Genomic DNA, 20,600 nt, shown 5'->3' on the forward strand with positions numbered 1-20,600 from the left:
TACATTGGAATGCTTACACCTGTAGGAGCTGCCGCAGGCTGCGATCTTTTCGCTACACCTACAAAGTCCGGATCAACCTTGCCCCGGCACATTCGGCCAAAGATCCGCCACCAGAAACAACCGCTCGGCCTCTTCCCAATCGCCCTTGGCGTTTTCCGTCAGTCGAACCAGCAATTGCGCCGGCGCCAGCGGGTCGAGGTCAGTCATCCATGCCTTCAGTTGTTCGGCGCCCCAGGTGTGCTCCGCCGTGTAATGCGCCGGCGCCAGCCAGGCGTGGCGGGGCAGGGGTTGCCAGCGACCGGGCGGGCTTTGCGCGACAAATTCCGGCCAGTCCTTTTGATGCAGCCAGCGACCGCGCAAATGCTGCGGATGTGCGCCACGCGGAGACGCCGCCGGCCCCGGCCATGGATAAAGCAAGTAACCACCCAGCCACAAATGCGCGCTGAACTGGCGGATATCCAGTGCCGCCAGCACTTCGCGGCTCTCCGGGCGCGCCGAAATCGGCAATTGATGCTCGCTCAGATGGGCCAGTTTGCGGTCCAGCCGATCATGGCAGCCGGGACCGAGCCATTGCTCGGCGTCGTGGCCGTCGCCCTGTTGCGGGCCGAGATACAGCTTGATCGCCAGTTCCAGGTGATGCACGCCGTCGCGATCGCGCAGCAGCATGTCCAGTTCGCCCAGCGTGTGGCCTTCGCGGCGGATCGGCATGTTGGCGGCGATCAGTTCGATGCCGGGCGCGTGCTGCACGGCAAACTGCCAAAGGCGTTCGTAATACAGGCCAAGTCGCCGGGTGCGGGCCTGGGCCAGCCAGTGCAGCAGGCCGTAGCTGTCCTGATCCAGTCGACGCAGCCAGTGTTCCAGGTGCTCCGGTGCCTGCACCCAGTCGCTACCGGCCAGCGGATGGCGTTGCGGCCACGGCGTGTCGGCGAGCATCGGCGGCGCGAGGATGACCCACGCCAGGTCGCGCACCTCGGGGTGGCGCAACTGGTGGGGCAACTGCAGCAAATCTGGAAATAGGATCATCTTGCGAGCATAGCCTCAAACAGGAGTACATCCTTGGCGCTGAAAGGATTTTGTCTATCCGCCGCTTTCACCCATAATCGTGTTTTTCGTCGTCGCACAGATTCCCAGCAGGAGCCCCATGGAGCAATTTCGCAATATCGGCATCATCGGACGCCTCGGCAGTTCTCAAGTGCTGGATACCGTCCGCCGACTGAAACGCTTTCTGCTCGATCGTCACCTGCACGTGATCCTCGAAGACACCATCGCCGAAGTCCTGCCGGGCCACGGCCTGCAAACGTCTTCGCGCAAGATGCTCGGCGAAGTCTGTGACATGGTGATTGTGGTCGGCGGGGACGGCAGCCTGCTGGGCGCCGCCCGGGCCTTGGCCAAACACAATATTCCGGTGCTGGGCATCAACCGTGGCAGCCTCGGGTTCCTGACCGATATTCGCCCCGACGAGCTGGAAATCAAAGTCGCCGAAGTGCTCGACGGCCATTATCTGGTGGAAAACCGCTTCCTGCTGCAGGCTGAAGTCCGTCGCCACGCCGAGGCCATCGGTCAGGGCGATGCGCTGAACGATGTGGTGCTGCACCCCGGCAAATCGACGCGGATGATCGAGTTCGAGCTGTATATCGACGGCCAGTTCGTCTGCAGCCAGAAGGCCGACGGCCTGATCGTTGCCACACCGACCGGTTCGACTGCGTATGCACTGTCCGCCGGTGGCCCGATCATGCATCCCAAGCTCGACGCCATTGTAATTGTGCCGATGTACCCCCATACCTTGTCGGGCAGGCCGATTGTGGTCGATGGCAACAGTGAGCTGAAAATCGTCGTGTCCAAGGATATGCAGATTTACCCGCAAGTCTCGTGTGACGGGCAGAACCACTTTACCTGTGCGCCCGGCGACACCATCACCGTCAGCAAAAAAGCGCAGAAATTGCGGCTGATCCATCCGCTCGACCACAACTACTACGAAGTCTGCCGGACCAAACTCGGCTGGGGCAGCAAGTTGGGTGGTGGAGGCGACTGATGCTCGATCCCGCGCGTAGCTACGACCTGATCGGTGACGTGCACGGTTGCGCTCTGACCCTTGAGCATTTGCTCGACCGGCTCGGTTATCACAAACAAGGTGGCGTCTGGCGTCATGCCTCGCGCATGGCGGTGTTCGTCGGCGACATCATCGACCGCGGCCCGCGGATTCGCGAGGCGCTGCACATCGTCCACGACATGGTCGAGGCCGGTCAGGCGCTGTGCATCATGGGCAACCATGAATTCAACGCACTGGGCTGGGGCACGCCGGCGCTGCCTGGCAGCGGCAAGCAGTTCGTGCGCGAACACACGCCGCGTCATGCCCGCTTGCTGCATGAAACCCTGACCCAGTTCGAACATCATCCTGGCGATTGGCATGACTTTCAGCAGTGGTTCTATGAACTGCCACTGTTCCTCGATGCCGGGCGTTTCCGCGTGGTGCATGCCTGCTGGGATGCCGGCCTGATCGAACCGCTGCGGGCGTTGTTCCCCAACGGTTGCATCGACGAGCATTTCCTCCAGACCTCGGCCGAGTCAGGCTCCTTTGCCTGTACCGTGTTCGACCGTCTGCTGCGCGGCACCGACATGCGCCTGCCCCATGGCTTGACCATGACCAGCGGCGATGGCCTGGTGCGTTCGTTCTTCCGCACCAAGTTCTGGGAAGACGACCCGAAAACCTACGGGGATATCGTGTTTCAGCCAGACGCCTTGCCTGAACCCGTGGCCCAGACGCCACTGACATCCACTGAAAAAAACAACCTGTTGCGCTACGGCGTCGACGAACCGTTGCTGTTCGTTGGCCATTATTGGCGCAGCGGCAAACCGGCGCCGATCCGGCCGAACCTTGCCTGCCTGGACTACAGCGCCGTGCTCTACGGCAAACTGGTCGCCTATCGCCTGGATCAGGAAACGCGGCTCGATCCGCATAAATTTGTCTGGGTCGATGTTGAGCGACCGGAGGTTTTGCAATGAGTTCTGTGGCGGTATTGCGTCTGCCGCTGGCGGTGGACCTGAGCGGCTTCGTCAAATTGCTGCAACGCATGCAGGTGCCGCATCGGGTCAGCGAAGAGGCGGGCGAACAGGTGTTGTGGGTGCCGGACAACATCAGCGAGGACGTTCGCGCCTTGTACGAACGTTTTCCGGCGGGCGATCCCGACCAGCAACTGGACATTCCGGTGGCGCAAACCAGGAAGCGCCCGGGTTTCGTCGAGCAGGTGCGTTATGCCAAGGCAACCGCCGCGATACTGCTGCTGAGCGTGCTGGTCGGTGCGCTGACGATGCTCGGCGACAACCTCAACACCATGCGCTGGCTGACCTTCCTCGATTTTCGCATCGTCGGCGAATACATCCACTTCACGCCACTGGCCGACAGCCTGGCGGCGGGGCAGTGGTGGCGACTGGTCACACCGATGCTGATCCACTTCGGCATCCTGCACCTGGCCATGAACGGCATGTGGTACTGGGAGCTGGGGCGGCGCATCGAATCGCGCCAGGGCAGCATCAACCTGGTCGGCTTGACCTTGCTGTTCAGCCTGGTTTCGAACTACACCCAATACGTTTTCAGTGGCCCGAGCCTGTTCGGCGGGTTGTCCGGCGTGCTGTACGGCTTGCTCGGACACTGCTGGATCTTCCAGCTGCTGGCGCCGAACCCCGCCTATCGCCTGCCCCGTGGGGTGCTGGTGATGATGCTGGTGTGGCTGTTGCTGTGCCTGTCCGGGCTGGTCTCGATGATCGGCTTCGGCGAAATCGCCAACGCGGCCCATGTCAGCGGGTTACTCATCGGATGCTTCACCGGTTTGTTGGGTGGTTTGTACAACCGCCGTAAACTGGCCGCCTAATTTCAGAACATGCAACAAAGAGACGGAGACCCAATGTCCTCTTTTAACGAAATGATCAAGAACATCACCCCGGACATCTACCAGAACCTGAAACTGGCGGTGGAAATCGGTAAATGGGCCGACGGTGGCAAACTCACCGCCGAGCAACGCGAACTGTCGTTGCAAGCGATGATCGCCTGGGAAATCCAGAACCTGCCCGAGGAAGAGCGTACTGGCTACATGGGCCCACAGGAATGCAGCTCCAAATCGATCCAGGTGCCAAATATCCTGTTCAAGTCGGATGCCATCCATTGATCGAGATTGGCCGCGGTGCAATCAGCAAAATGTCGGCGCGCCTGGACGGGCCGAACGTGCAGTACGCATTTCGTCTGGGCGAAACCGAGGTTCCGGTCAATCCGTTGATCGGCACCACGGTGGGCCTGGAATACCTGGGTGCGATCCACTGCACCCATTGCGGGCGCAAGACCAAAACCAGTTTCAGCCAGGGTTACTGCTACCCGTGCATGACCAAACTGGCCCAGTGTGACGTGTGCATCATGAGCCCGGAACGCTGCCATTTCGACGCCGGCACCTGCCGAGAACCGGAGTGGGGCGAGAAGTTCTGCATGACCGATCACATCGTCTACCTGTCGAATTCATCCGGGGTGAAAGTCGGGATCACCCGTGCCACCCAGCTGCCGACGCGCTGGATCGATCAGGGCGCCAGTCAGGCGTTGCCGATCATGCGCGTCTCCACCCGCCAGCAGTCGGGCTTCGTCGAGGACCTGTTCCGCAGTCAGGTGGCCGACAAGACCAACTGGCGCGCCCTGCTCAAGGGCGATGCGGTGTCGGTGGATCTGCCGCAGGTGCGCGACCAGTTGTTCGACAGCTGCGCCGAAGGCCTGCAAGGTTTGCAGGAACGATTCGGCCTACAGGCGATTCAGACTATTGCTGACGTCGAACCGCTCGAAATCCGCTTTCCGGTCGAACAGTATCCGGCGAAAATTGTCAGCTTCAACCTGGACAAGAATCCGATTGCCGAAGGCACGCTGATGGGGATCAAAGGCCAATACCTGATCTTCGACACCGGCGTGATCAATATTCGTAAGTACACGGCCTACCAGCTCGCCGTGCATAGTTAAGGACTCCAGCATGCGCACCGAACAACCGAAGATGATCTACCTCAAGGACTATCAGGCCCCCGAGTACCTGATTGATGAAACACACCTGACCTTCGAGTTGTTCGAGGACCACAGCCTGGTCCACGCGCAACTGGTGATGCGCCGCAATCCCGAGCGTGGCCCGGGCCTGCCGCCGCTGGTACTGGATGGACAGCAACTCGACCTGCTGTCGGTGACCCTGGCCGACCGCGAGCTGAGCGAAGCTGACTACCAACTGACCGAAAACCACCTGACGCTGCACCCGACCAGCACCACGTTCACGGTCGACACCAGCGTGCGCATCCACCCGGAAACCAACACGGCGCTGGAAGGCCTGTACAAGTCCGGCACGATGTTCTGCACCCAGTGCGAGGCCGAAGGTTTCCGCAAGATCACTTATTACCTCGACCGCCCGGACGTGATGAGCAAGTTCACCACCACCGTGGTGGCCGAGCAGCATAGCTACCCGGTGTTGCTGTCGAACGGCAATCCGATTGCCAGCGGTCCCGGTGAAGATGGCCGGCACTGGGCGACCTGGGAAGACCCGTTCATGAAGCCGGCGTACCTGTTCGCGCTGGTGGCCGGTGATTTGTGGTGCGTTGAAGACACCTTCACCACCATGACCGATCGCACTGTAGCGCTGCGCATTTATGTCGAGCCGGAAAACATCGACAAGTGCCAGCACGCCATGAACAGCCTGAAGAAATCCATGCGTTGGGACGAAGAGGTCTACGGTCGCGAGTACGATCTGGACATCTTCATGATCGTCGCCGTGAACGACTTCAACATGGGCGCCATGGAGAACAAGGGCCTCAACATCTTCAACTCCAGCGCCGTGCTGGCCCGCGCCGAAACCGCCACCGACGCCGCGCACCAGCGGGTCGAGGCAATCGTCGCCCACGAGTACTTCCACAACTGGTCGGGCAACCGCGTGACCTGCCGCGACTGGTTCCAGCTGTCGCTCAAGGAAGGCTTTACCGTATTCCGCGATTCGCATTTCTCCGCCGACATGAACTCGGCCACGGTCAAGCGCATCCAGGACGTGGCCTACCTGCGCACCCACCAGTTCGCCGAAGACGCCGGCCCCATGGCCCATGCCGTGCGCCCGGACAGCTTCATCGAGATTTCCAACTTCTACACCCTGACCGTGTACGAAAAGGGCTCGGAAGTGGTCGGCATGATCCACACCTTGCTCGGCGCCGAAGGCTTCCGTAAGGGCAGCGATCTGTACTTCGAACGCCACGACGGCCAGGCCGTGACCTGCGATGACTTCATCAAGGCTATGGAAGATGCCAACGGTGTCGACCTGACCCAGTTCAAGCGCTGGTATAGCCAGGCCGGTACGCCACGTTTGGCAGTCAGCGAGTCCTACGACGCGGCGGCAAAAACCTACAGCCTGACCTTCCGTCAAAGCTGCCCGCAAACCCCGGACAAGGTAGAAAAACTGCCATTCGTGATTCCGGTTGAACTGGGCCTGCTCGACAGCAAGGGTAACGAGATTGCCCTGCGTCTGGCCGGTGAAGCTGCGGCTCAAGGCACGACCCGGGTGATTTCGGTGACCGAAGCCGAGCAGACATTCACGTTCGTCGACATCGCCGAACAACCACTGCCGTCGTTGCTGCGTGGCTTCTCCGCGCCGGTGAAACTGAGCTTCCCGTACAACCGCGACCAGTTGATGTTCCTGATGCAGCACGACAGCGATGGTTTCAATCGCTGGGATGCCGGTCAGCAATTGTCGGTGCAGGTCCTGCAAGAGTTGATCGCCCAGCAGCAGAAGGGCGAAGCGCTGGTGCTGGATCAGCGTCTGGTTTCGGCCTTGCGCACCGTGCTGTCCGATGAGTCGCTGGACCAGGCGATGGTCGCCGAAATGCTCTCGCTGCCAAGCGAAGCGTACCTGACCGAGATCAGCGAAGTGGCGGATGTCGACGCCATCCACACCGCCCGCGAGTTTGCCCGCAAACAACTGGCGGATGCGCTGTTCGAAGGTTTGTGGCTGCGTTATCAGGCCAACCGCGACTTGTCCAAGCAAACCCCGTACGTGGCCGAGGCCGAGCATTTTGCCCGCCGCGCCTTGCAGAACATTGCGCTGTCGTACCTGATGCTTAGCGGCAAACCGGAAGTTTTGGCCGCGACGCTGGAACAGTTCGACGCGTGCGACAACATGACCGAACGCCTGACCGCGCTGGCCGTGTTGATCAACTCGCCGTTCGAAGAGCAGAAGGCCACGGCACTGGCCAGTTTTGCCGAGCACTTCAAGGACAACCCGCTGGTCATGGACCAGTGGTTCAGCGTCCAGGCCGGCAGCGTGTTGCCGGGTGGACTTGAACGGGTCAAGGCGTTGATGCAGCATCCGGCGTTCAACATCAAGAACCCGAACAAGGTGCGTGCGCTGGTCGGTGCATTTGCCGGGCAGAACCTGATCAACTTCCATGCGGCGGATGGCTCCGGGTATCGCTTCCTGGCGGATCTGGTGATCGAGCTGAACGGGTTCAATCCGCAGATTGCTTCTCGTCAGTTGGCGCCTTTGACTCGCTGGCGCAAGTATGACGCTGCGCGTCAGGCGTTGATGAAAGGGGAGCTGGAGCGGATTCGGGCTTCGGGGCAGTTGTCCAGTGATGTGTTTGAGGTGGTTAGCAAGAGTTTGGCTTGAGTCTGCTTGCTGTTGACCTTGGCGGCCTTTGGGCCGACCAGGGCCTTGGCTGGTTGAGTACATATCCGTTGCTGCGGTAACGGCGGCTTATGGTTTCGCCCTTACGGCGACTCACTTTTTTGACAAACGCCTCAAAAAAGTAAGCAAAAAAAACGCTCGCCCCGAGCGTCCGGCCCCTCGCTAGGGCTCGGCGTTCCTTCGCTCCGGCATCCATCCGGGGGCATCGCCTCCGGTTGGCTTCGCTTCAACCTCCTCTCGATGTATGCGGCTTCGCCGCACGGCGCTGCGCGCCTCCCCCCGGATGAACGCCTCCACTCAGCCTCCCGAAGGGGCGGGTGGATCAAGGTCAAAAGCGGTAGGCGAGCTAACGCTCGGCCTGTTGAGTGGTGAAGAGCTTGGGTGTACGCCGATCCCCTAATGAAATGGCTACCCCCTCACACCCTGTGATTGCTCTCTAAGCTTTCACAGGGTGTCTTTCGGAGGCCATTGCCATGAACAACGTAACTATTGTCGCTATCGATCTAGGGAAACATACCTTCCATCTGCATGCTCAAGATGATCGCGGTCATGAGCTCTACCACAAGAAATTCAATCGCGCGGGACTGGCCAGGCACTTGGCCAACCTTGAACCGTGCACGGTGGTGATGGAAGCCTGTGGCGGCGCCCACTATATGGCGCGAGAAGCAGCAAAATGGGGGCATATGCCCAGGCTCATAGCGCCTCATCTCGTGCGTCCTTATGTAAAAAGCAACAAGAACGACTTCGCCGATGCCATGGCGATTTGCGAGGCGGCGAGCCGCCCGACCATGCGTTTTGTGTCCCCGAAAACCGAAGCGCAACAAGCGCTGGCCATGCTCAACTCAGTGCGCGAGTCCTACATCAAGGAGCGCACCGCTACGGTCAATCGGATTCACGCCGGCCTGTTGGAGGTCGGTATCAGCCTGTCCCCAGGCTTTCACTCCATCAAAGAACTGCCAGCGCTGCTGGAGGAATGCTCATTTTCTGCGCTGATCAAACAAATCCTGCTGGGACTGCATGCGCACTTCAACTACCTGGACGGGCAGGTCAAGGCGCTGGACAAGCAGGTTGAACGCCAAGCCGCTGAAGATGATCTGGCTTCTCGCCTGATGACGATACCTTGCGTAGGCCCGATCACCTCCAGCGTCCTGGCTGCGGAGTTGGGCAACGGCCAGCAGTTCAAGTGCGGTCGAGACTATTCAGCCTCGATTGGGCTGGTGCCCAAACAACATTCCACCGGTGGCAAGACCGTACTTTTGGGTATCAGCAAACGCGGTGACCGAAATCAAAGGCGACTGCTCATTCAATGCGCCCGTGTGTATCTGATGGGGCTGGAACGACAGACAGGAGCGCTAGCCGATTGGGTTCGCCAGCTACTGGCTCGCCATCATTCCAACCGTGTGGTCTGCGCCCTGGCCAACAAACTGGCAAGAATCGCCTGGTCGATCGCCGCTCACCATGATGAATTCAAGGCGGGGTCAAGCGCGATGAACGCTTGACCCCGCTGCCACCCGAGCACCACCCACCTGGTTTTGCGATGCTGGATAACAGATGACGTGAACGGCCAACCGGCCTGACGACTACCCTGGGCTCCCACAAGGCTGAAAAAGCCTTCTCCCTATGAAGGGCCGTCAGGCGCGATTCTCATCGAGGCGCAGGGTCGTCCCCCAGACGCCGGATAGATGAAAGCAAGCCAAACACACATCAAAAACAGTATTGCAGAAATGGGGGTATCCATAGATGTGGGAGCCAGCCTGCTGGCGATGGCGGCCTGACAGCCGACCCGATTTTGTGCTGTATCACGTCAAACGTAGGAGCTGCCGCAGGCTGCGATCTTTTGATCTCGCTTGTAAAAAACAAAATCAAAAGATCGCAGCCTCGTTGCACTCGACAGCTCCTACAGAGAAACGCGCACGAACTAACGATCAGGCCGGCCGGTAGGCCGCCTCGCTTTTGCTTTGGCTTTGGCTTTTGATCTTTTGCCCCTTCGGCAGGCCGAGTGGAGGTGTTCATCAGGGGGTTAGGCGCGCAGCGCCGTGCGGCGAAGCCGCACACATCGAGAGGAGGTCGTCGCGCAGCAGACCGTAGGCGATGCCCCCTGATGGACACCGTAGCGAGGGAACACCGAGCCCCAGCGAGGTGCCGTACGCCGGGGCAAAGCCTTTTGCTTACTTTTTGGCGTTTGAAAAAGTGAGTCGCTGTAAGAGCGAAACCGCCAGCGGCCGTTACCGAAGAAACGGATATGTACCCCGACCAAACCAAAACCCAAAACCTCAAATCACCCAACCTAATACCCAACCATTCAGAAAAACCAAACATCCCCCCGGTTAACAAAACATAACGTGCCATCGATTGTCAGCCCTTCAAAAACACCGATAGGATAAGCCAGCTTCCGAAGGGGCTCTGGATTGCGGGTTTCAGGACTATGCTCTGAAACAGGTGATCCCGGTCAGCACCCTAGCGGCGCCCAGAAAGGTTGAACGACCTAACAATAATAATGGGGGAAGGTCTATGAGTGAGCCTGTCATGGGTGTGGGTATCTGCCGCCCGCCGGCATTACGCAAATTCGCGTTGCTGGCTACAGCGCTCTCGCTGTTGGGCTCTGCCATGCTGTCAGCACCTGCGCTGGCCGCGGCTGCGCCGGCATCCGACGTTGTTTATTCGATTGAATCGGCCAAGGCCAGCAAAAGCCTGATGCTCGATGTCGTCCACGCAGGCAAGCGCCTGGTGGCGGTCGGGGATCGTGGGCACATTCTGTATTCCGATGACCAGGGCACAACCTGGACTCAAGCCAAGGTGCCGACCCGGGCACTGCTGACCTCAGTGTTTTTTGTCGATGACAAACACGGCTGGGCCGTCGGTCATGACGCACAGATCCTCGCCAGCGAGGACGGCGGCGTCACCTGGACCAAGCAATTCGAAGATCTGAAACGCGAATCGCCGCTGCTCGATGTCTGGTTCCAGGACGTCAACAGCGGCTTTGCCGTGGGCGCTTACGGTGCTTTGATGACCACCACCGATGGTGGGAAAAACTGGGAAGATGTCAGCGACCGGCTGGACAACGAAGACCAGTTCCACCTCAACGCCATCGCGGCGGTCAAGGACTCCGGTCTGTTCATCGTTGGCGAGCAGGGCAGCATGTTCCGCTCCGCCGATTGGGGCCAGACCTGGGAAAAACTCGAAGGCCCGTACGAAGGTTCGCTGTTTGGCGTGATCGGCACCGCACAACCTTCTACGCTGTTGGCTTATGGCCTGCGCGGCAATCTGTATCGCTCCACCGATTTCGGTAGCAACTGGGAACAAGTCGAACTCAAGGCCGAACGCGGTGACCTGGAGTTTGGCCTGTCCGGTGGCACGCTGCTCGAAGATGGTTCCATCGTGATCGTCGGTAATGGCGGTTCGGTGATTCGCAGCAGCGACGACGGCGCTACCTTCGAAGTGGTCAACCGTAAGGATCGCATTTCCGTCTCGGCGGTCACGGCGGCAGGCAATGGCAATCTGGTTCTGGCAGGACAGGGCGGCGTTCGCGTCACTTCGCCGAACGGCACCGAGTCGGGCAAATGAGCCGGGTTAATAATAAGAAGGCGCAGCTATGACTTCCTTGAGTACTCATCACCAGGAAAAGGCGACACTCCTAGAGCGCCTGATCTTCAACAACCGCCCGGCAGTGATTGTCATCTGCCTGTTGGTCAGTATTTTCCTGTTTTGGCAGGCGACGCTGATCCGGCCGTCCACCAGTTTCGAAAAAATGATCCCGCTGGAGCATCCCTTCATCCAGAAGATGATGGAGCACCGCAACGATCTGGCGAACCTGGGCAACACCGTGCGGATTTCGGTGGAAGCCACCGACGGCGACATCTTCTCCAAGGAATACATGGAGACCCTGCGCCAGATCAACGACGAGGTGTTCTACATCTCCGGCGTCGACCGTTCCGGCCTCAAGTCGCTGTGGAGTCCGAGCGTTCGCTGGACCGAAGTGACCGAGGAGGGCTTCGCCGGTGGTGAAGTGATCCCGCAGAGTTACAACGGCTCCCAGGCCAGCCTCGACCTGCTGCGCAACAACGTACTCAAATCCGGTCAGGTCGGGCGTCTGGTGGCCAACGACTTCAAGTCGAGCATTGTCGATATCCCGCTGCTGGAGTCCTATCCGGACCCGCAGGACCAGGGCAAGTTGCTCGCGCTGGACTACCGCAAGTTCTCCCATGAACTCGAAGACAAGATCCGCAACAAGTTCGAAGCGCAGAACCCCAACGTCAAGATCCACATCGTCGGTTTCGCCAAGAAGGTCGGCGACCTGATCGATGGCCTGGTGATGGTGGTGATGTTCTTCGGCATCGCCTTCGTCATTACCCTGATCCTGTTGCTGTGGTTCACCAACTGCCTGCGCAGCACCGTGGCGGTGTTGAGCACGACGCTGGTCGCGGTGATCTGGCAGCTCGGGTTGATGCACTTCTTCGGTTTCGGACTTGATCCGTATTCGATGCTGGTGCCGTTCCTGATTTTCGCCATCGGTATTTCCCACGGTGTGCAAAAGATCAACGGTATTGCCCTGCAATCCAGTGAGGCCGACAACGCCCTGACCGCGGCGCGCCGCACCTTCCGCCAGTTGTTCCTGCCGGGGATGATCGCGATCCTCGCCGATGCCGTGGGCTTCATCACGCTGCTGATCATCGACATCGGCGTGATTCGTGAACTGGCCATCGGCGCGTCCATCGGCGTGGCGGTGATCGTGTTCACCAACCTGATCCTGCTGCCGGTAGCGATTTCCTACGTCGGCATCAGCAAACGTGCCGTGGCCCGCAGCAAGAAAGACGCGACCCGCGAACATCCTTTCTGGCGCCTGCTGTCGAATTTCGCCAGCGCGAAAGTCGCACCGGTCTCGATCCTGCTGGCGCTGATCGCCTTCGGTGGCGGCCTCTGGTACAGCCAGAACCTGAAGATCGGCGACCTTGACCAAGGCGCACCGGAACTGCGTCCGGACTCGCGCTACAACAAGGACAACAACTTCATCATCAGCAATTACTCCACCAGCTCCGATGTATTGGTGGTGATGGTCAAGACCAAGTCTGAAGGTTGCTCGCGCTACGAAGCGATGGCGCCGATCGACGAGCTGATGTGGAAGATGCAGAACACCGAGGGCGTGCAGTCGGCGATTTCCCTGGTGACCGTGTCCAAGCAAATGATCAAGGGCATGAACGAGGGCAACCTGAAATGGGAAACCCTGTCGCGCAACCCGGACGTGCTGAACAACTCGATTGCCCGTGCCGATGGCCTGTACAACAACAGTTGCTCGCTGGCACCGGTGCTGGTGTTCCTCAACGATCACAAGGCTGAAACACTGGATCGCGCGGTGCATGCCGTGCAGGCCTTCGCCAAGGAACACAACACCGAAAACCTGGAGTTCATCCTGGCGGCCGGTAACGCAGGGATCGAAGCGGCCACCAACGAAGTGATCAAGAAGTCCGAGCTGACCATCCTGATCCTGGTGTACATCTGCGTGGCGGTCATGTGCATGATCACCTTCCGCTCCTGGGCGGCGACCTTGTGCATCGTGTTGCCGCTGGTGCTGACCTCGGTACTCGGCAACGCCCTGATGGCCTTCATGGGCATCGGCGTGAAAGTCGCGACCTTGCCGGTCGTGGCGCTCGGGGTCGGGATTGGCGTGGACTACGGCATCTACATCTACAGCCGTCTGGAAAGCTTCCTGCGTGCCGGCCTGCCGTTGCAAGAGGCGTATTACCAGACCCTGAAGTCCACCGGTAAAGCGGTATTGTTCACCGGTCTGTGCCTGGCCATCGGCGTGTGCACCTGGATCTTCTCGGCTATCAAGTTCCAGGCTGACATGGGCCTGATGCTGACCTTCATGCTGCTGTGGAACATGTTCGGTGCGCTGTGGCTGTTGCCGGCACTGGCACGGTTCCTGATCAAGCCGGAGAAACTGGCAGGGCAGAAGGGCAACTCGCTGTTCGCTCACTGATCCCGGCGTAAAACAGAAAAGCCGCAACCCAGGTTGCGGCTTTTTTATGGGTCGCATGGCTGGTCCGGGCTTACTTGCTCATGGCCTGGCGGTATTGCCGGGTGCGCCGGGCGATGTGCAAACGATCGAGAATCAACGCCCAAACCGCTGACACCTGCGGCCGTGTCGTACGTCCGCGACTCAGCCGAGCCAGCTGGAATTTCACCACTGCCATGTTCGCCAGTGATGCCAGTGCTTTGCGTTTCCAGCGAATCGGCGGTAGCTGCGGATGGCTGTTCTGGCCTTCGCGCCAGTGTTTGACCAGCAGCGGTTCAACGGCCAGCGCGGTGCCAATACCGGCCATCGCGATGCCGCTGTCGAGCACCTGTTCAACGATTGCCAAGCGGCGGATTCCACCCGTGACCATCACCGGCATCCGCGCCACGCTGGCCAGTTCGCCAGCCATTTCCAGAAAGTAGGCTTCCCGCGCCAACGTGCGGCCGTCGCGAGCTTCGCCTTGCATCGCCGGTGCTTCGTAGCTGCCGCCAGAGAGTTCCAGCAGGTCGATCTGCTGTTCGTTGAGCCACTGGATCACTTGCCGGGCGTCGTCGGCGTCGAAGCCGCCGCGCTGGAAATCTGCCGAGTTGAGTTTCACCGAAACACAAAACTGCGGCGATACGGCTTTACGCACCGCGCTGACCACGGCCAACAGCAATCGAGCACGATTCTCCAGCGATCCGCCCCAGTGATCGGTCCGGCGATTGGTCAGCGGCGAAAGGAACTGGCTGATCAGGTAACCGTGCGCGGCATGGATCTGCACACCGGTAAAACCGGCCTTTTCCGCCAATGTGGCGCTGGTGGCGAAGCGCTGGATCACCTCTTCAATGTCGGCTTCGTCCATCGGTTTCGGTTCGGCGAACATCTTCGAAAACGACCCGAGATCCAGCGCCACCGCCGACGGTGCCAAGGCTTGTTGACCGAGGTTCGCCATGGTCTGGCGGCCGGGATGATTGAGTTGCACCCAGAACTGCGCACCACCGGCCCGGCCAATGTCTGCCCATTGCCGAAAGCGCTCAAGGTGCCGCTCATCCTCCAGCACCACGCCGCCGGGGCCGGTCATGGCGCGGCGGTCGATCATTATGTTGCCGGTCAACAACAGACCGGTCCTGCCCTCGGCCCAGGCCTGGTACAAGCGAAACAACGCGTGGTCGGGCGCCTGATCAAGGTCGGCCAGGTTTTCCTCCATCGCGGCTTTGGCGATGCGATTGCCGATGGTCTGGCCGTTGGGCAAATTCAACGCTTGGAAGGGCGACATGCTTGACTCCTCATCAGTGATGAGTAGAGGCTAAGCTTAAAGTTAACTTTAATGTCAAGCAGACAAACGAGGGCACGATGAAGATTGGTGAACTGGCGCAGGTGAGCGGACTAACCGCTTCGCGCATCCGCTTTTATGAGGCCCAGGGCTTGATCCAACAGGTGCAGCGCTCGGCCAACGGCTATCGGCGCTATCCGCAGCAGGTTCTGCAAACCTTGCAGATCATCCAGTGCGCCCAGCAGGCCGGGTTCAGCCTGGAAGAACTCAAGAATCTGTTACCGGACAATGTAACGGGCGCGTTCAAGCACGATGAACTGATGGTCAGCCTGCAACGCAAGATCGAGCAGATCGAAGCGATGCAACTGCACCTTGCTCAGAGCAAAGCGCAGTTGCTGGGCTTGATCGAGAACATCCAGGCACGCCCCGAAGGCATGGCCTGCGATGCCAACGCCGAGCGGGTGCTGGCGTCATTCAAGCACTAGGGACCGTTGGGGCGCAGGAATCGGATTGCGCATCAGCGTGCCCACCACCAACGCACCCAGCAATGCCGCGAGCCCGGCGACCCACAGCAACAGACTGAAACCTGCGACAAAAGCCTGCCGGGCCAAAGGTTCGACCAGCGTTCGCGCGGCTTCGGGCAGCAGGCTCATTGCCGCGCTCATGTCACCGGCCACCACCCGCGAGGCGACATCCTTGGATTGTTCGAGCAGCGCCGGAGCCTGACTCGACAGGCCAGTGTGCAACTGTTGTTCGGTGTGGCCGGCGAGCAGGGCGCCATACACGCCGATGGCCAGCATCACCGCACTGAAGCGCATGGTGGTGCTCATGCCCGAAGCCATCCCGGTGCGCTCCCGCGGCACGCAGGCCATGATGTTTTTCTGCGTGTCACCGTTGAGCAGACCGGCACCGGCGCCGGTCACGGCAATTGCCAGGGCGAAGAGCGGGTAACCACCGCTGTTGACCGCCCAGGCGCTGAGCAGGTTACCGCTGCCCACCAGCATCAAGCCGATCGCCATCATGTTTGCCGGGGTTACGCGGCCTGTCAGGCGTGCGCCAATGCGCGGGAAGATCAGCATGGTCACCGCAAACGGCAACATGCCCAGCCCCGCCGAAATCGCGGTAAAACCCAAACCGTTCTGCAGATAAAACGGCAGCATCGTCATCATCACCTGGGCGCACGCGGCGTAGGAGAACATCCCGAGCAAGGCGCCGATAAAGCGTGGGTGGCGGAACAATTGCAGGTCGATCATCGGCCGCTGCTGCATCCGCTCGATTACCACGAACAGTCCCAACAGTACTGCGCCGCCGATCAGGCGCGCATATGTCGCCGGGTTGTTCCAGCCGATGCGGTTGGCTTCGATCAGGCCCCAGATCAGGCATAACAGACTGGCGCTGAACGCGAGACTACCCCAAGGGTCGAGGCGTGCGGCCTGGGCGTCGCGGGATTCCGGCACCGCGCGCCAGACCATGTACATCAGGAACAGGCCGACCGGCAGGTTGAGGTAGAAAATCCAGCGCCAACCCACGTATTCGGTGATCAATCCGCCCAAGGTCGGCGCCGCTGTCATCGCCACACCCATGCAGCCGCCCCAGAACGCCCAGGCCTTGGCCCGTTCCACTTCATCGTGAAAGGTGTGGCCAATGGACGCGAGCGCAGAGGTCAGCAGCAGTGCGGCGCCGACGCCCTTGATGGCGCGGGCGATATCGAGAAACAGTGCATTCGGCGCGGCACCGCAACCCAGCGACGCGAGAATGAAAATGCCGAGCCCCCACATCAGGGTTTTCTGTCGGCCAAAACGGTCGGCCAGGCTGCCGGCAGGCAACAGCAACGCGGCGAAGGCCAGCATGTAAGCACTGACCACCCATTCGATGTCCGCGAAATTCGCCCCCAGATCCCGAGCGATGCTGGGCAAGGTAACGGCGACGATGTTGGTGTCGAGCACGATCAACGAGCACACGGCGGATGCGGTGAGCAAGGTCAGGCGTGGGCTTACCTTGGGTTTGACGGACATGGCAGGGGTTCTCTACTGTGGCGGTTCGTGCAGCTTATCGCTCGCTGAAGATGTCTTTGTTAGGCGCGCTTCATCACTTCATTACCTTTGAGCTAATGTAAAAATGGACATCCGCCACTTCCGCTACTTCCTGGCCGTCGCCCGGCAGCGCAATTTCACCCGTGCCGCCGAGCAACTGGGCATTGCACCGCCAACGCTGACCCGGCAGATCCAGGACATGGAAACAGAACTGGGCACGCGGCTGTTTTTGCGTCAGGTGCGGGACGTCAGCCTGACCGAGGCTGGCGCAGCGCTGCTGATCGAGGCCGAAGCCACGGTGCGGCAATTCGAATCGGCGCAGCGCAATGCCCAACGTGCCGGTCGCGGTGATATCGGCCATATCGAACTGGGTTACGTCGCCTCGGCGGTGTACTCGGGGATATTGCAAAAACAGGTGCAGGGTTTTGCCAGCGAGTACCCGGATGTCAGCCTCAACGTGCGGGAAAGCCCCATGGCCAGCCTGCCGAACATGATCCTCGAAGGGCGCTTCGACCTGGGTTACATCCGCTGCCCGATGGCCTTGCCCGAGGGCGTCGAAGGCGTGCGCCTCAATGATGAGGGCTTTGTCCTGGCGCTACCGGTCGACTCGTGGCTGACTCGCTTGCCGGTGATCACTTCGGCACATCTGCAAAATGAGAACTTCATTCTTCCGGAGCAAGTGATTGGCACTTTGCAAGTGGCCGCGCAGGGTGAGTTCGTCCCGAAGCTGGGCGCGCAACCGGGTGGGTTGGTGGCGGTGATTGCGCTGGTGTCGCTGGGGCAGGGCGTTGCGGTGGTGCCGGAGTCGGTGGTCGGGCATGTCAGTTTGCCGAATGTGGTGTATCGGCAGGTTTCGGACTGCAATACGTCATCGTGGCTGGCGTTGGTTCATCGGCGGTTTGAGAAATCGCCCGCTGTGGTGCGTTACATCGAGCGTGTCAGGAAGAGTTGAAAGGCAAAAGCTTCGCGAGCAAGCCCGCTCCCACATTAGACGGCGTTTATCCAGATGACGTCGATCAGTTGTGGGAGCGGGCTTGCTCGCGAAAGCGGCCTTCAGAACACCTCGATTACAATGGCTACAGATCTTGAAATGATTTCCGGCTGTAGGATTTGTCGCTATCACCTGTACGATTCAAGTCCTTTTTTCCTTTCAGGACTTGCATGAACACCCTCACGGAGCCTCCCAGTTATCCTTCCTTCTCGCGCCAACGCGCGGTCTTGACGCACGCGAAACATCCGGTCTTTCGGCTTCTGAACACCCATGACATTGCAGCTCCACGGCCTCTGCGCCGCGCCTTGCCGTGCCCGGCATTCTGAATTCACTGAAGAGATCGAGACGTTTTTATGGAATGGTTAGCTGACCCCACCGCATGGCTGGGCTTGTTGACGCTGATTGTGCTGGAACTGGTGCTGGGCATCGACAACCTGGTGTTTATCGCGATCCTGGCGGACAAGTTGCCGCAGCATCAGCGCGACCGTGCGCGGATCATTGGTTTGTCCCTGGCGTTGTTGATGCGTTTGGGCCTGCTGGCAAGTATTTCCTGGCTGGTAACCCTGACCCAGCCGCTGTTCGAGGTGTTCGACAAGAGCTTCTCCGGGCGAGACCTGATCATGCTGTTCGGCGGTGTGTTCCTGTTGTTCAAGGCCACCATGGAATTGCACGAACGGCTCGAAGGCCATGTCGGCGAACGTTCGTCCAATTCGGCCTACGCGCTGTTCTGGCCCATCGTGGCGCAGATCGTGGTGCTGGATGCGGTGTTCTCCCTCGATGCGGTGATTACCGCCGTGGGCATGGTCGATGAACTGGCGGTGATGATGATCGCGGTGATCATTTCCATCGGCCTGATGATCGTCGCCAGCAAGCCGCTGACCCGTTTCGTCAACGCGCACCCGACGGTGATCATGCTGTGTCTGGGCTTCTTGATGATGATCGGCTTTGCGCTGACCGCCGAAGGCCTGGGCTTCCACATTCCCAAGGGCTATCTATATGCGGCTATCGGGTTCTCGATCCTGATCGAGGTGTTCAACCAGATCGCCCGGGCCCGGCGCAAGCGTTCGATGCAGGGCCTGCGACCGATGCGCGAACGGACCGCCCACGCGGTGATGCGCTTGCTCGGCGGGCGCAAGATGGCGGTTGAAGAGGTGGGTGAAGAAATCGCCGACATGCTCGACAACGGCGAGGCACCGAACGAAGAACTGTTCGATCGCCGTGAGCGGGTGATGATCAGCGGCGTCCTGCAATTGGCGGAACGGCCGATCCGCACGTTGATGACCGTACGCGCCGATGTCGATCACATTGACCTGGCCGATGACGCCGAGGCGATTCGTACGCGGCTGATGCATTCGTCCTACTCACGCTTGCCGCTGATTCGCGACGGCGCGGTGGATGAGCCGTTGGGCTTCGTGCACAAGAAGGAACTGCTCAAGGAGTTCCTGGCCGGCAACGAACCCGATCTGGCGCATCTGGCGCGCCAGACGATCAATTTGCTGGAGAGCTATTCGATCCTCAATGCCCTGGAGCAGATGCGCAAGGCGTCGACGCACATTGCGTTCGTGGTCAACGAGTTCGGTGATTTCGTCGGTGTGTTGACCATGACCGACATCCTTGAGTCGATTGCCGGTGAGCTACCCGATGCCAGCGAAATCGAAGGCCCGGACGTGATCGAAGAGAAGGGCGGCTTCGTGGTCAGCGGCGCATTGAACCTGGCGCGGGTTCGACAGCACACCGGATTTGCCGCAGAACCAACCGATGACTATCAAACTTTGGCCGGGTTGGTCGTGAGTCTGCTGGATCGGTTGCCAATGATCGGTGACAGCCATGAGTGGGAAGGCTGGCGCTTGACGGTCACGTCGGTGGAAGAGCGACGGGTGAAGAGGGTGCTACTGGTGCGCATCGGCAGTTAACGGATTGCGCCGTGCGCTGTGGACATGTCAAGGATGGGAGGACTGACGTGATGTCAGCCTCCCACGTTCATTCAGTGCAACTTACGGACGAACAACGAACGTCGCCGTTTGTGCCCAATCAGACACCGCATCGTTGAGCGTTTGGTTGGCCGTCATGGGAAACTGGCCCGAGCGCAGTTTTTCAGTCACCTGGACACGCCATTCACCATTGTTGTCTACCACGCCACTGCCGTGGACGACTCCGCCGTAGCCCGCTTCATAGAGTTTTATCGTGGCACCGGGATAACCGCGGCCAAAAACCAGCGGCTTGTCTGTGGAGACCTGCGAGGGCGGATGAATAATCGGCTTCTCAAGGCCCATGACTTTATCGCCCGACCAGGCCCAGGCACTTCTGGTTTGCCACTCGGCATAGTCGATACGGAAGTAGAATTTGGTACCGGGTGCAATGAGGTTGCTCGGGACTTGATAACTGAATGGGCCACGCGCTTGATTGTAACTGTGGATCAACGTCGGGCCGGTGTAGATCTCCAATCGCCACGCCGCCGCCTCGCGAGCCCGTGCCTCGATCAAAAAGCCTGGCGTGAGATAAGCCCCTGGCAAGGGCTGCGTGATGGACGGGCCACCAAATACACCCGCCATCGCCGCTTCGGCCTCATCTTTACGGATTTCCATATCCATTTGTTTACTGCTCCATTGGGGGGACAAATGTTGTCCCGCTG

Annotated in this window: 16 protein-coding genes; 12 read left to right on the forward strand and 4 right to left on the reverse strand. The window is 59.9% G+C overall.

What is annotated here, in order from left to right; all coding sequences use genetic code 11:
* Nucleotides 1-72: 72 nt before the first annotated feature.
* Nucleotides 73-1,023, reverse strand: a complete 951-nt coding sequence (locus tag V6Z53_RS15735; RefSeq protein ID WP_338580493.1) for a DUF1853 family protein — start codon at nucleotides 1,021-1,023, stop codon at nucleotides 73-75.
* Nucleotides 1,024-1,141: 118 nt separating this feature from the next.
* On the opposite strand from V6Z53_RS15735, the gene V6Z53_RS15740 reads away from it, so the two are divergent.
* From V6Z53_RS15740 to V6Z53_RS15780, 9 genes are all read left to right on the forward strand, one after another.
* On the forward strand, nucleotides 1,142-2,032 hold the full coding sequence (locus V6Z53_RS15740; RefSeq protein ID WP_011333623.1) for an NAD(+) kinase: 891 nt from the start codon (nucleotides 1,142-1,144) through the stop codon (nucleotides 2,030-2,032).
* Entirely contained in the window at nucleotides 2,032-3,003 is a 972-nt protein-coding gene (locus V6Z53_RS15745; RefSeq protein ID WP_338580494.1) for a metallophosphoesterase, read from the forward strand. The genes V6Z53_RS15740 and V6Z53_RS15745 overlap by 1 nt, the downstream gene beginning before the upstream one ends.
* Nucleotides 3,000-3,869, forward strand: coding sequence for a rhomboid family intramembrane serine protease (locus V6Z53_RS15750; protein ID WP_338580495.1), 870 nt, complete (start codon nucleotides 3,000-3,002; stop codon nucleotides 3,867-3,869). The genes V6Z53_RS15745 and V6Z53_RS15750 overlap by 4 nt, the downstream gene beginning before the upstream one ends.
* Nucleotides 3,870-3,902: 33 nt before the next feature.
* Complete coding sequence (locus V6Z53_RS15755; protein ID WP_338580496.1) at nucleotides 3,903-4,163, forward strand: DUF1315 family protein; 261 nt, start codon at nucleotides 3,903-3,905, stop codon at nucleotides 4,161-4,163.
* Nucleotides 4,160-4,990: a DUF2797 domain-containing protein gene (locus V6Z53_RS15760; protein WP_338580497.1), complete on the forward strand. Its 831-nt coding sequence runs from the start codon at nucleotides 4,160-4,162 to the stop codon at nucleotides 4,988-4,990. Before V6Z53_RS15755 ends, V6Z53_RS15760 begins: the two co-directional genes overlap by 4 nt.
* Before the next feature lie 10 nt (nucleotides 4,991-5,000).
* Nucleotides 5,001-7,658, forward strand: a complete 2,658-nt coding sequence (gene pepN, locus V6Z53_RS15765; protein WP_338580499.1) for an aminopeptidase N — start codon at nucleotides 5,001-5,003, stop codon at nucleotides 7,656-7,658.
* Between the two features lie 491 nt (nucleotides 7,659-8,149).
* Nucleotides 8,150-9,175, forward strand: coding sequence for an IS110 family transposase (locus tag V6Z53_RS15770; protein WP_338580500.1), 1,026 nt, complete (start codon nucleotides 8,150-8,152; stop codon nucleotides 9,173-9,175).
* A gap of 1,012 nt (nucleotides 9,176-10,187) precedes the next feature.
* Complete coding sequence (locus V6Z53_RS15775) at nucleotides 10,188-11,240, forward strand: YCF48-related protein (RefSeq protein ID WP_338580501.1); 1,053 nt, start codon at nucleotides 10,188-10,190, stop codon at nucleotides 11,238-11,240.
* Nucleotides 11,241-11,268: 28 nt separating this feature from the next.
* Nucleotides 11,269-13,653 (forward strand): RND family transporter, encoded by a 2,385-nt coding sequence (locus tag V6Z53_RS15780; RefSeq protein WP_338580502.1) that lies wholly within the window; start codon nucleotides 11,269-11,271, stop codon nucleotides 13,651-13,653.
* A 70-nt stretch (nucleotides 13,654-13,723) separates the two neighbouring features.
* Here the strand turns inward: V6Z53_RS15780 and V6Z53_RS15785 are convergent, their stop codons facing one another.
* Nucleotides 13,724-14,947, reverse strand: a complete 1,224-nt coding sequence (locus V6Z53_RS15785; RefSeq protein WP_338580503.1) for an NADH:flavin oxidoreductase/NADH oxidase family protein — start codon at nucleotides 14,945-14,947, stop codon at nucleotides 13,724-13,726.
* Between the two features lie 77 nt (nucleotides 14,948-15,024).
* Between V6Z53_RS15785 and V6Z53_RS15790 the strand changes: the two genes are divergently transcribed.
* The gene (locus tag V6Z53_RS15790) at nucleotides 15,025-15,429 is read left to right on the forward strand and encodes a MerR family transcriptional regulator (RefSeq protein ID WP_338580504.1); all 405 of its coding nucleotides are present in this window, start codon (nucleotides 15,025-15,027) and stop codon (nucleotides 15,427-15,429) included.
* Here the strand turns inward: V6Z53_RS15790 and V6Z53_RS15795 are convergent.
* Nucleotides 15,415-16,959: an MFS transporter gene (locus V6Z53_RS15795; protein ID WP_338580505.1), complete on the reverse strand. Its 1,545-nt coding sequence runs from the start codon at nucleotides 16,957-16,959 to the stop codon at nucleotides 15,415-15,417. The genes V6Z53_RS15790 and V6Z53_RS15795 overlap by 15 nt on opposite strands.
* Nucleotides 16,960-17,062: 103 nt before the next feature.
* Here V6Z53_RS15795 and V6Z53_RS15800 point away from each other — a divergent pair, with 103 nt between their 5' ends.
* Nucleotides 17,063-17,929 carry a LysR substrate-binding domain-containing protein gene (locus V6Z53_RS15800; RefSeq protein WP_338580506.1) on the forward strand — a complete coding sequence of 289 codons (867 nt, stop codon included), beginning with the start codon at nucleotides 17,063-17,065 and terminating at the stop codon, nucleotides 17,927-17,929.
* Between the two features lie 392 nt (nucleotides 17,930-18,321).
* Entirely contained in the window at nucleotides 18,322-19,881 is a 1,560-nt protein-coding gene (locus V6Z53_RS15805; protein ID WP_338580507.1) for a TerC family protein, read from the forward strand.
* Nucleotides 19,882-19,962: 81 nt separating this feature from the next.
* On the opposite strand, the gene V6Z53_RS15810 is transcribed toward V6Z53_RS15805, so the two are convergent.
* Entirely contained in the window at nucleotides 19,963-20,559 is a 597-nt protein-coding gene (locus V6Z53_RS15810; RefSeq protein WP_338580508.1) for an Ig-like domain-containing protein, read from the reverse strand.
* Nucleotides 20,560-20,600: the final 41 nt, after the last annotated feature.

The organism is Pseudomonas sp. MAG733B (genome assembly GCF_036884845.1).
Classification (GTDB): Bacteria; Pseudomonadota; Gammaproteobacteria; order Pseudomonadales; family Pseudomonadaceae; genus Aquipseudomonas.

Bases quoted from the DNA above. Each gene is read 5' to 3' on its own strand.
- V6Z53_RS15785 (WP_338580503.1), bottom strand. From the start codon at position 14,947: ATGTCGCCCTTCCAAGCGTTGAATTTGCCCAACGGCCAGACCATCGGC.
- V6Z53_RS15735 (WP_338580493.1), bottom strand. From the start codon at position 1,023: ATGATCCTATTTCCAGATTTGCTGCAGTTGCCCCACCAGTTGCGCCAC.
- pepN (WP_338580499.1), top strand. From the start codon at position 5,001: ATGCGCACCGAACAACCGAAGATGATCTACCTCAAGGACTATCAGGCC.
- V6Z53_RS15750 (WP_338580495.1), top strand. From the start codon at position 3,000: ATGAGTTCTGTGGCGGTATTGCGTCTGCCGCTGGCGGTGGACCTGAGC.
- V6Z53_RS15745 (WP_338580494.1), top strand. From the start codon at position 2,032: ATGCTCGATCCCGCGCGTAGCTACGACCTGATCGGTGACGTGCACGGT.
- V6Z53_RS15805 (WP_338580507.1), top strand. From the start codon at position 18,322: ATGGAATGGTTAGCTGACCCCACCGCATGGCTGGGCTTGTTGACGCTG.
- V6Z53_RS15795 (WP_338580505.1), bottom strand. From the start codon at position 16,959: ATGTCCGTCAAACCCAAGGTAAGCCCACGCCTGACCTTGCTCACCGCA.
- V6Z53_RS15770 (WP_338580500.1), top strand. From the start codon at position 8,150: ATGAACAACGTAACTATTGTCGCTATCGATCTAGGGAAACATACCTTC.
- V6Z53_RS15790 (WP_338580504.1), top strand. From the start codon at position 15,025: ATGAAGATTGGTGAACTGGCGCAGGTGAGCGGACTAACCGCTTCGCGC.
- V6Z53_RS15740 (WP_011333623.1), top strand. From the start codon at position 1,142: ATGGAGCAATTTCGCAATATCGGCATCATCGGACGCCTCGGCAGTTCT.
- V6Z53_RS15775 (WP_338580501.1), top strand. From the start codon at position 10,188: ATGAGTGAGCCTGTCATGGGTGTGGGTATCTGCCGCCCGCCGGCATTA.
- V6Z53_RS15810 (WP_338580508.1), bottom strand. From the start codon at position 20,559: ATGGATATGGAAATCCGTAAAGATGAGGCCGAAGCGGCGATGGCGGGT.
- V6Z53_RS15755 (WP_338580496.1), top strand. From the start codon at position 3,903: ATGTCCTCTTTTAACGAAATGATCAAGAACATCACCCCGGACATCTAC.
- V6Z53_RS15800 (WP_338580506.1), top strand. From the start codon at position 17,063: ATGGACATCCGCCACTTCCGCTACTTCCTGGCCGTCGCCCGGCAGCGC.
- V6Z53_RS15780 (WP_338580502.1), top strand. From the start codon at position 11,269: ATGACTTCCTTGAGTACTCATCACCAGGAAAAGGCGACACTCCTAGAG.